This is a genomic window from Candidatus Zixiibacteriota bacterium (assembly GCA_036480375.1).
GTDB lineage: Bacteria > Zixibacteria > MSB-5A5 > GN15 > JAAZOE01 > JAZGGI01.
Genome location: JAZGGI010000018.1, coordinates 58,009 through 69,094, shown reverse-complemented (window position 1 = coordinate 69,094; position 11,086 = coordinate 58,009). Strand labels below are relative to the sequence as shown.

General features: G+C 44.6%; 9 protein-coding genes and 1 tRNA gene. 6 read left to right on the top strand and 4 right to left on the bottom strand.

Annotation, left to right across the window (positions count from 1 at the left end; translation table 11 throughout):
• The 5 genes from V3V99_04595 to V3V99_04575 form a co-directional block, all read left to right on the top strand.
• Nucleotides 1–201, top strand: a 201-nt coding sequence (locus V3V99_04595; GenBank protein ID MEE9441926.1) for a hypothetical protein, incomplete at its 5' end; no start/stop codon positions are given.
• Between the two features lie 212 nt (nucleotides 202–413).
• On the top strand, nucleotides 414–908 hold the full coding sequence (locus tag V3V99_04590) for a DUF922 domain-containing protein (protein ID MEE9441925.1): 495 nt from the start codon (nucleotides 414–416) through the stop codon (nucleotides 906–908).
• A 57-nt stretch (nucleotides 909–965) separates the two neighbouring features.
• A complete protein-coding gene (locus V3V99_04585; GenBank protein MEE9441924.1) occupies nucleotides 966–1,625 on the top strand; it encodes a DUF2589 domain-containing protein in 660 nt (219 codons plus the stop codon).
• A gap of 40 nt (nucleotides 1,626–1,665) precedes the next feature.
• Entirely contained in the window at nucleotides 1,666–2,364 is a 699-nt protein-coding gene (locus tag V3V99_04580) for a hypothetical protein (GenBank protein ID MEE9441923.1), read from the top strand.
• 7 nt (nucleotides 2,365–2,371) lie between these two features.
• The gene (locus V3V99_04575) at nucleotides 2,372–2,953 is read left to right on the top strand and encodes a hypothetical protein (GenBank protein MEE9441922.1); all 582 of its coding nucleotides are present in this window, start codon (nucleotides 2,372–2,374) and stop codon (nucleotides 2,951–2,953) included.
• A gap of 446 nt (nucleotides 2,954–3,399) precedes the next feature.
• Here V3V99_04575 and V3V99_04570 read toward each other — a convergent pair whose 3' ends face one another.
• The 3 genes from V3V99_04570 to V3V99_04560 form a co-directional block, all read right to left on the bottom strand.
• On the bottom strand, nucleotides 3,400–5,931 hold the full coding sequence (locus tag V3V99_04570) for a restriction endonuclease (protein MEE9441921.1): 2,532 nt from the start codon (nucleotides 5,929–5,931) through the stop codon (nucleotides 3,400–3,402).
• 711 nt (nucleotides 5,932–6,642) lie between these two features.
• A tRNA-Met gene (locus V3V99_04565) sits at nucleotides 6,643–6,719 on the bottom strand.
• Nucleotides 6,720–6,816: 97 nt separating this feature from the next.
• Nucleotides 6,817–8,250 carry a cation:proton antiporter gene (locus V3V99_04560; protein ID MEE9441920.1) on the bottom strand — a complete coding sequence of 478 codons (1,434 nt, stop codon included), beginning with the start codon at nucleotides 8,248–8,250 and terminating at the stop codon, nucleotides 6,817–6,819.
• Between the two features lie 172 nt (nucleotides 8,251–8,422).
• On the opposite strand from V3V99_04560, the gene amrB reads away from it, so the two are divergent.
• Nucleotides 8,423–9,856 carry an AmmeMemoRadiSam system protein B gene (gene amrB, locus V3V99_04555; GenBank protein ID MEE9441919.1) on the top strand — a complete coding sequence of 478 codons (1,434 nt, stop codon included), beginning with the start codon at nucleotides 8,423–8,425 and terminating at the stop codon, nucleotides 9,854–9,856.
• Nucleotides 9,857–9,886: 30 nt separating this feature from the next.
• On the opposite strand, the gene V3V99_04550 is transcribed toward amrB, so the two are convergent.
• Complete coding sequence (locus V3V99_04550) at nucleotides 9,887–11,014, bottom strand: dockerin type I domain-containing protein (protein ID MEE9441918.1); 1,128 nt, start codon at nucleotides 11,012–11,014, stop codon at nucleotides 9,887–9,889.
• Nucleotides 11,015–11,086: the final 72 nt, after the last annotated feature.

The following is an 11,086-nucleotide window of genomic DNA, read 5'->3' as shown; positions in this document are numbered from 1 at the left end:
GGTTATGAGCCAGCTCAAACGTCCGAACAACAGAAAGCACCAGACACGCGGCCATGGCAGTATAATCAGACCAATAGAAATCCGGCCCCCGCCGGTTTTCCCTTATTTTCTGCTGTTTTGGCTAATTCTGTTAAAAAAATGTTAGAAAGGGTGTATGTTAAGATAGACAGCAATCATACTGTTCGTATCCAGTTCAAATAGGCCTGCACAATATTTGTGCAAATCTTACTAAAAAAAATTGAATTATTTTTATTTCCACTGCCACTATCTGTCACAGGTGTTTTATATATTCAAATACAAGTTAGTCTCCGCTTCTGAAAAACATTTGGGGAAGAACTTAGTGGACGCTTATTTGTTGTTATTAGATTTACAGTCATGTACAACAAATTATAAAATAATTATCGGTGGGTGGTATGAAAATTGAAGTGCATTGGGGTGAAATGATTGACGACGCCAAGTTTAATCTTAAGGGTAAGGATATAAAAAGTATCGTGCAAGAACTTAACGCAAGAGATGAATGGGGGAAATTTGACGGAAGCCTTGGCTATAAATTCAATGACACTTCTAAGGGAATAGTTACAAAAGTCAAGTTACTCCCACGATATAAAATAACTATGCCCAACTGGCCGGCATATCGGAACCAACCACAATCCGTTAAGGATAACTGGGACAACATGTACAAAGCATTAAAAACACATGAGAATGAACACAAACAAATTATGCTAACCGGTTTGAAAAATGTACAAGATTATTTAGGCACCCTTAGTAAGATAAAAAATGATGAATTCAAAATTCAGATCGAAGATAAAATCAAGGAAATCAAAAAGAAGCAAGATAAGTTCGACGTTTCTACCAATCATGGAGCTGATCGAGGAGTAGAGTTAGATATACCTAGTGAAGAAAAATAAATTCTTCTCAATATAGAATAGAGGTTTTTAATAATTAATTTTCAAAGGAGGTATTAAATGCCAAACCCAGGACAAGAGTTATCCAGTATAGATTTTGAATCAATGCTGGGTGGACCATTATCGGCGGTCATCCACGCCCAAGCTCAAGCGGCGATGACCACCGTTAATTTCATTAAGGAAGTCGGCTTCAAGAAGAAATCGACTGAGGAGGCTGCCGGCGGCGACACTGGCACGGAAGAACCAATCTATGTATCGTTCAAATACCCGAAGGAACTAAGTCCTTATCAACCAGCTGTTCCAGCCAACCCGGATGCTACTCCGCCAATTCTTGCGATTCCCGAAGCTAAAGCGGTATATGAAACCCAGGTTCTTCAAGTGCCGATTCTTACAATTCTTCCCATACCGTTTATCAGAATTGATTTAACGACTATCGACTTCAATGCGAAAATCAATTCTGTGGAGTACAGAAAGACAAATACCCGCTTGAAGGTAGACGCATCGTTAGAGGCCAAGGCAGGCTGGTTATTTGGCTCGGCAAAATTAAAAGTTTCGACTTCGTTCCAGCGCACGACCCAGCAAGGCAATACCGTTAACAGGACTTATTCTCTGGCAATTCATATTAAAGCCGTGCAGGATGAAATGCCGGCCGGCATGGAAAAGATTCTCGGAATACTTGAAGGCGCGATTACTTCACTGCCAGTAGCCGCGACGACATAATTGATTTTTGACTGCAACGTTCACATAAGGAGCCTGAAAAATGTCTAAATTCGGTGACTTTTTGGGGCTGATACTTGCTGAATTCACGAGAGCAAGGATGAACGCCGACATCGAGTCGGTACGTATTGCCAAAATCTATGCCGGTGATCCTTTGCTTCGTAATATGCCGATACCGCATTTTCGCCTGCCTAATATAGAAGTGGATATGCCGGTAGTAATAAGTGAAGCTGAAGAAGTAGGGCCCGAGGAATCGGTCCCTACTATCAATAACCTCCCTGAATTACAAAAGACATTCGAGAAATCTTTATCAAAGCAATTGAGAGATAAAGGGATCACTGTATCTGCCGCCCATAAAAAGAAACTTAATCTGGCGATTAGTAAGAAATTTAAAGCCTTGAAGTTGCCGAGAGATGTCCCTTTGGATATTGATTACATAGCGGAAATTTTCTCGGACGAGGCGTCACGATCACTTGTAGAAGCCGGCTACCGTATAGATGCCGAAGGACCTACAAGGGAAAAGAGATTTAAGGAAAAACTCAAAAAAGAGGTAAGGAAAGAATTCCTTAAATCTTACAGGCCTCTTCCCCGACTGCATATTCTTTCCAAAACCGCTGAAATTCGCGAAGCGGGCCCTGATGAAGTAGTCACGCGGATTCATATGAAAATCTCCGAGGAAGGCTTCGAATTGACAAAAATCGAAACCGAAGGTGAATTTAAAGATATTCTGGTGCCGGAGTAGATTTCTTATGCTTCGCATGGTGCATTTAGAAGAAATAAAAGAGCTTCTTTTCCTCGTGCCCGGTTTTATTGACCGCCTCGAAAAAAAAGAGGCCGGTATCGTTTCGGAAATAAACGATTGGCTGAAGAAAATGGAAAAGGCTCTCACCAATAACCGGTTACCCTTGGCGAGCGGCGTGGCAACATTCAGAGGCACGCTAAACTCTGCCGAACAAGGCGTTATCCCGGCCGGGATATCAATTCATGGCCGGATAACAAAAAGGAAAATAAAGGAAGCTTCGGCGGTATTTGTGCTTCATAAAACCAACGAGATTATTTCAAATACAATACAGGAAGACATCGCCAGGTTCAACGAGGCGGAAAACCTCGCTCAACAGATGGTCGCGGTGGCAAATGCAAAAGGAGCGATACCGGTTAAACATTGTGAGATAGACAACACTCAGTACCTAAAACATATCTGGCGAAATTTGTTAGCCGACCCTGAGTTATCTCCCGGAACTGTCCGCCTTGAAGGACTTATTGGCCCCCATGATTCCCTTGCTGTGCTTGACAGGGTACTAACAGTTTTCGCAAAACAGAATGATCCTTAACCTATTTTTCATTCTACATAATTCACAATGTTCTTTGGACAGATGAAAAGGTTAACCTTACCGGCGATCAGTTGACATAGGAAAGAATCGGTTTGTGGTTTTGGAATTCTTATTTGATATTCGGGCATTAGAAAACTGTTGGACAATCCGGTATCTGAAGGTATTTCCGCAAAAAAAGGAACCCCCGAAGTCATTGGACTTCAGGGGCTTAAGCTTGGTAGCGGGGGCAGGATTTGAACCTGCGACAACCACCTGATAGGTGCTTCGGGTTATGAGCCTGTACATAAGTCCAAACAGTAGAAAGCACCAGACACGCGGCCATAGCAATATAATAAGATCAACGGAAATCCGGCCCCCGCCGGTTTTCTCTTATTATCTCTTGTTTTGGCTAATTATGTTAGAAAAATGTTAGAAAGCGGTGCCACAGGGTGACAACGGATGCGACCTCATCGAATGCCACAGCAGTGAATTCGCAATTCACCCGAATGACCATATTTGTCCTGACTTGTCCTGACCACAGATTGAACCAGCAAGTGTCGGTTCCTCGAAGATTTTTTCAAGAATTCCCTGTCGACTGAGTCATCAAGATCTAGAAAGACGCCTCGCCTCTTCTCGGCGTGCCAACTGGGCAAGTGAAACAGCTCTTTTGTGATAACTAGCTGGCCCAATTCTTCTCTAAGTCCTTGGATGCTACAAGAATCGCACATGTGGACTATTCGAAATGGAGGTGTATGAATACTCAATTGGCTACAGATATCTAATACACCTTTTATATCGTTTGCCAATTGGATTAGTTTGGCGTTGGGCAGCAGTTGCTGCGGAAAGATCGTCTGTAAGAGGTTTTGAGGGTCCATGTCGTCCAGAATAATGAGGTCTGGCGAATCCCCCTCGATTTGGATTCTGCCGTCGACACGAGATGCATCTCTCCAGTCCTTACATACGATTAGCTGTGTATCTTTGAGTACAGAAAAGAGAGCGTCGACAAGACGCTGAAATTCAAATCCATAGGTTGCAGAACGAGATCTTCCGATGTCTGAGGTCAATGAATCGCTATGCGCCAACACAATCTTATGAATATGAGCTTCCTCTGTCAGTAGTCTGATTGCTTGTGAGTAAATGTCAATCGGAAATATGGCATTCTCCGTCAGCGGACGAAACGGCGCGTATAATACCTCGAAACCTCGAGAAGGATAATGGAGTTCCAAGAAGATAGGTTCATTGTCGTCAAGCATAAAGTCCACAGAGAACGGAAATACTCCCCGCCCCTCAACCCGTCCAATGATTTTAGAAATGAGGACTGAAGCGATCTCTTTGCAGCGATTTAGAAACTCACTGTTCTGAGCAAGCCTTTTTCTACTATCGAATCGGAAGCGGAGGCCTCCATTTCCTGGAATGACGTGTTCTCCCTGCCTTCGATCCAAGACGCGTGATTCCGCCGAGGCGTCAAGTCCAACCAAAGCCACTCCGCCATTCCGTCCAGTATCGTTAACTAACGCACCCCCTAATAGCAGACGCTTTACAAACCGAAGTCGCCGAAGTACGTCAGAGGAAGAGTGTCGTCCGGCTAGTATTTTTGCACGCAGTGACCGGTACTTTCGTTCTCCCGTGGGAATCGGTTCTCCGGGTTTGCTTTTATCGTATCGGTCTGCCTCGATACAGAAGTCCAAGAAATTGTCATCCTCTAGTAGATCCCTTACGCCGCCGAAAGCCTGATCCCCCAACACTCGAGGCAGTATGCTACTCAAAGGAAATCTGGCGAATCTCCAGATGGCAAATTGGCATATCTGAGTATTCATGCTTGGCCATCCAGCAGCTGAGGGAGTCGAGTCCCCCTTTCGCTCAATTGCCGCAGCATCTACTGGTGATAGTTTATCACGAGCGGCCTTAATCAGAGAAACCAATTTCTCTCGGTCTTGTGCATCCCGAACCGGAGTATTATGGAAGGCCTCCAAATAGAGCCTGAGTGATTCGGCGAAATTGCCTTGATGGAAAGCAATATCTCCCAGTCGCGCTTTAGCTCCTTCCCTATAGTTGGCCATCCCCTGCGAGTCTGCCTCCACGAGTATTTGCGTAAACTGATTAGTAATACTTGCGGCTATCTCAGCATCACCTACTTCCATCCATTTCAGCAGAAGAGTTTTTGCACGCCAGTACTTAGCCTTCACCAACAAGGCCGTCAGTGCTTGATTACTCTTATATTCTTCAATCATCAAGTCGAGAGCATCGAGCGCCTCAGCATACTTTTTCATTCCAGTCAAACATCGTGCGGTCCACAACTTGGCAGCAGCCGAAACATGCAGAGCTTGTGAACGTTTTGCTATATCGTGCGTGATGCTAAACCTGATGCTCGCGCTTTGGTACTTTTGTTCGTCGTAAATCAGTATACCCTCAAGTAACATGGCCTCAGCTCGATAGATGTCACCAAGACTCTCTGCCAAGTCTCTGCATTTTTTAACACTGTCCCAGAGCGATGCCTTGTCGACTGCAGGCACCAACTTTCTGGCTTTGGAAACTCGTCCAACAAGTCCGAGAAACTGCTCCACCCTGTCATTTGAGATCCCTTCGATCGCGTGAAGAACTGAGAAGGTGTCAAAGCGCAATCCGACCTGTGTCCACAATCCCCTGAATGAGAGACTCAGAATATCTGAAGGATTCAGGAGATGAACTCGTCGAGTCTTCGCCAAATTTTTAGCTTTTTGGGTGAAACCACTCTTGGAAACCATAGAGCCGGTATCTACGAGTCCAGCTTCGCGCAAATGATCTAGAGTTTTAGCAAATTCCATAACTAGATCGACTCCGACCGCTCTTTCGTAGTATTTGCACTCGACAGCGACCCTAAATTCTATTCCCATTTGCCAGAATGCAACTAATACGTCAATCTGTCTTCCACCAACCTCGACGTCTGATTCCACACGTTCTGCACCAGCATTCCTGAAGAGTTCAGCAATGGCTTCCTCAAATGACTTGAATGGTTGCACTTGATGGCACCTCACTCCAATTGGTTTTCATTTCCTTTATTTATTATGATCGACTTATATCCGTATGCGCTTTGCGCCTAGGTAACGTGATTTGTGTTATCAATACCATTAGACTGATTACGACGAACGGCAAATTGCCATAATTGCTGTTTGTTGACGCCCCTCGGCAGGGTGTTGTCCAGTGAATTTGCTGACACGCCCATTACCCCTTTATTGCCTATTTGACTTAAACTGCTTCCTTATTGTATTTCAAATTCCACCCTAGCGGTTCGTCACCGGTTTCCGCGTAGGTTTATCAGGCTTTGAAGGATACAACAGAATTCACATCCAGACAAGATGTTTTTTTGACAGGAACACCGGCGCCATATTTGATTTTTTAACTGACTTGCCAAGAAAGGCAAGTTATAACCTGTCTGCATAATCTAAAGCGAAATCTGTCTGAAATAAAAACAGCACCTTTACAATCCAAGCATAGGAGGTTTATAATGACTACAAATCTGTATGATGTACACCAGCAGTGAGCCTTGCGTCCGCCGGATAAGAGGTTCGTATCGGTGAAGCAGATAGAACCCGAAGGTCACAAAGCAGAAATTTCCCAAATTAGAAGGATCAATAGAAAGTAATAGACAATATAATTTTGACCTTCGGGCTGGAGCCTTCACAGACTATTTTCTCATGAGAGCGTATAACTAATTGCGATGTAATGAATTATGGTAGCGGGGGCAGGATTTGAACCTGCGACCTTCGGGTTATGAGCCCGACGAGCTACCGGACTGCTCCACCCCGCGTCGAGAATTGCCAATCTATTAGTTTTAACTTAGTTTGTCAAGTCAACTAATCAATAAATATTTTCGAAACCGGAGGTATGCATTGGGATAGATGATTTCAACTTACCCCAGTCTTTTTTTTGGGCTCACGGAGCATAGCATATTTCAAAAATGGCGGCGTTACCAAAGTCGTTACAATAACCATGATTATTATAGCCGAAAAAGTTCCCCCGGAAATCACCGGTTCTCCATGGAGCATAAGTTTGGCTCCGATGCCGGCAAATATCAATCCGACTTCGCCTCGCGGAATCATGCCCAATCCGATGGCGAATCGATTTGTATTTTTATCGAGAATGGCCAGGGAGCACACTTGTTTTCCCACGATTGCGACAATGGACATCACGGCGGCAAAGAAAAGAATATCCAAATGAGCAAAAGTTTCCAACTGCACCATCATGCCCATGCGAACGAAGAATATCGGAACTAAAAATATCGCGATCGGTTCTATTAAATCATCCACGCCATGCTCGCCGCGATCAGTATAGTCTTTATAGATTATTTTTTCCAAAATCAATCCCGCGGCGAAGGCTCCCACGATCGGGGCAAGGCCAATCATATTGGCTATATAGGCAAACAGAAAGCAAATCAGGAGGCCGAGCGAAAGTAAAACTCCTTTTACTTTCATTTTCGCGCCCATCTTGAATAAATAAGGAGATAATAAGCGGCCGAGAATCAGCGAACCTATCACGAAAATGACCGCTTTGGCGACGATCAGGAAAACGCTGCCGCTGGATAATGTGCCTCCTTCGGATGCGGCCGCGATTATGCCCGCCACAACCGCAAGAATCACAAGGCCCATGATATCGTCAATGACTGCCGCGCCGAGTATGATTTTTGCTTCTTTGGTTTTGATTTTGCCTATGTCCTGTAACACCCGCGCTGTAATTCCGACCGATGTTGCCGTTAACGTGGCCCCAATAAAAATATGAACGTAAATTGATTCATTCGGCAGGAACCAGGCGCCCACGCCCCATCCGAGGAAGAAGGGAGCGACAACTCCAAAAGTGGCTACCATAAATGAAGCCAGTCCGACCTTCATCATCTCACCGATTGAAGATTCGAGACCAACCTGAAAAAGCAAAATTATAACCCCGATTTCGGCTAAGACTTCAAGCGTTACCGAATGCTTAAATGGCTCAAAGATATCTATTCCGACCAAATACAGATTGCCTATAATCATGCCAAATATCAGTTCGCCCAAAACGGCCGGTTGCTTAACCCGTTCAAACATGTCGCCGCCGATTTTGGCCGCCAACAAGATGACAATCAAACCCAGGAGTACATCGGAAACTTCATTATGCTGACCATTTGAATCGTTTGTGCCGGCGGGTACGTTTTCTATCTCCTCCGTCGGTTTGATTTGTAATTGGGTTGAATTATCGGTTGTTTCCTGTGCGGGAGTGGTACCCATCGTAAAAATGGAGAAAAACCAGGCCGTCGAAAGGACGATCAGGAAAATAAACAATTTTCTATTCGGTAGAAAACGCCGCATACGACCTCCCCAAAAATCTAATTAAATGCAAATATAAATATTCCCGCAAGCTAATCAACTAATATATTACATTACCTGAATTACGTCAAATAGTCTGAATATTCTAAATAGTTTTTCGGCTTAGTTTGACTTTTTCATAATGCTTTAGTACCTTTTTATTTGAGTTATGAATATGAAAGAACAATTTGAAGTGCGCCGGCCAATGGTCGCGGGGATGTTTTATCCTTCGAATCCGGTCGAGCTTTCCAAACAACTGGCTGGATTTTTCAGCAAGGCTCCCAAAAAACAATTTGGTGAGCATATTAAGGCGGTAATCGCTCCTCATGCCGGTTATATGTATTCGGGACAGTTGGCGGCCGATGCCTATAAGCAAATTGAAGGCGAGGAATATGATGTTGTCGTAGTGGTCGCTCCCCATCATGGATTTTTCAAAGGGGTTTCGGTCTATTCGGGCGGCGCTTATCAGACGCCGCTTGGCGTTATTGAGATTGATTCGGAATTATCGTCGGAAATTTCAGAACGACACCCCGATGTTTACGCTTCCACCGTCGGGCATGTCGGTTCCGGCGGGCAGGGTGAACATTCCCTTGAGGTTCAGCTTCCTTTTCTGCAAACGGTTTTAGGGAAATTTAAACTTGTCGCGATGGTCATGGGCGATCAGGAAGAATCAACTATTCGCGCAACGACCGAAGTTTTATCGGCATCGTTGAAAGATAAAAATGCCCTTATGGTGGCTTCAACCGATATGTCTCATTTTTATCCCGTTAAAGAAGCCAATCGGCTGGACAAAAACTTTGAAGAAGCTCTCAAATCATTCGATACCAATAAAATCATAAGAACCGTAACCAGTGGCAAGGCAGAAGCCTGCGGATATGGCCCGGTCGCCGCGGTTGTCGAAGCGCAGCGACGAATTGGCGGTAAATCCGTTGAAATAATTAGCTACGGTACATCCGGGGAGATGAGTGGAGATTTTTCCGAAGTGGTCGGCTATTTATCGGCCGTGATACTCGGAAAAAAAATTGAGGTCAAAAAATCAAATCTAATAGGTACACCAATGGCCCAGCTCAAACATGTATTTACCGAAGACGAGAAAAAATATTTGCTTAAGTTAGCTCACCATGTAGTTGAAGCAACAGCATCTGGTCAAAAGGCCGAAATTCCGCCTCCTCCGACGCCGAAACTCGAAAAGAAACGCGGTGCCTTCGTTACCCTGAATAAAAACGGGAGATTGCGCGGCTGTATCGGATTGGTACAAGCCCGCCAGCCTCTTTATCAGGCAGTGGCGGAAATGGCCCATGCCGCGGCTTTTGAAGACCCTCGTTTTCCATCGGTAACCGCGGATGAAATACCTCATCTTGAATACGAAATCTCGATTATGTCGCCATTATCGCTGGTCACAGACCTTAAAGAAATACTGGTAGGACGGGATGGGCTATTAATTCGCCTGGATTTGCATTCCGGACTTTTGCTTCCACAGGTCGCCACTGAAAATAAATGGGGCCGGCAGACTTTTCTGGAGCAGACCTGCCTCAAAGCCGGATTACCCAAAAACAGCTATAAAGATAAGCAAGCCCAAATTTATAAATTCACGGTTGATAAGTTTTAATCCAACCCGATTTGCAATTCCAATATATACTTATTGCCCCATAAACCATTCAATTGGAATCCAGCTTCCATCGCACCCGGCACTCCATTCCGCACAATCACAGGGTCCCGGCCCATCTTTAAAAATGTGGGCAATCATATAGACTGCGTCACCAACGTCTACCTTGCAGTCGCAATTAGCGTCGCCGTTCAAACCGTCATAGGGAACCGGAGCAGGACCGTTCTTGAAGACGTGGTTGATAATATAAACCGCATCGCCGATGTCGTGGTTGCCGTCTGAATTGGCATCGCCGGGTAATTCGCCAAAACAGGGGTCCTGGAAATACTCTCCCAACTCAGGTTGTTGGCAAGTGCATTCGACCGGAGTATATCCGCATTTCGCTTCTTTTTTGCATTTAAACATGTAGCCAATGATGCGAATAATATCCAGCGAGTCTTTCACACAATCGCCGTTTGGATCGGCATTGGCCATTATTGCGGGCGGTGGGCCAGTTTGGTTTAAATATTTTATCAGATAATCCGCATCCCAGATAGTGATTTGACCGTTGTTGTCAACATCGCCTGGCATCTGAACATTACAGGAATCGGACATATATTCAATTTCAGGAAAGGCGCAGGTACAAAATATTTGAGTACAGGCAAATGGAAAATAACTAATCAGGCAATTATAGTCATCAATGTTGATAATGCAATCGCCATTGACATCTGCATTTGGACCAGGCAGTGGGCCACCAATATGCAAGAATGCAAATAAAGTGGAAGCGTCAGTGAAATGTAATATGCCATCATTATCAACATCGCCAATAAGTTGACTGGCACAGGTATCCGGGCAATCGCCAATAGTCGGTGAAACACAAGTACATTCCAGTGTAAACGGAGTTCCAAAGTTTACATGTCTATATATGTATTCGAGATCCACCCAGTCGATAGAGCAATCTCCATTGGCGTCTCCGTTGGCCAGAGGTTCCGGAGCCGGACCACTTGCACAAAGAAAATCTTTCAGATAATACAGATCTACGATATCACGAATTCCATCACTATTGGCATCACCCGGTAATTGGGCATCGCAGGTATCGGATTGAGCAAAGACTAAACTTCCACTCCCAAAAAAAACGATGATTAATAACATGAGGCCCGATAAATACAGCTTCTTTGACATAAACCCCTCCCTGGTTTTACGCGATGAGGATTTGAGATGGGTGTTGAATGAAAATATTTTCACCTTGTATTA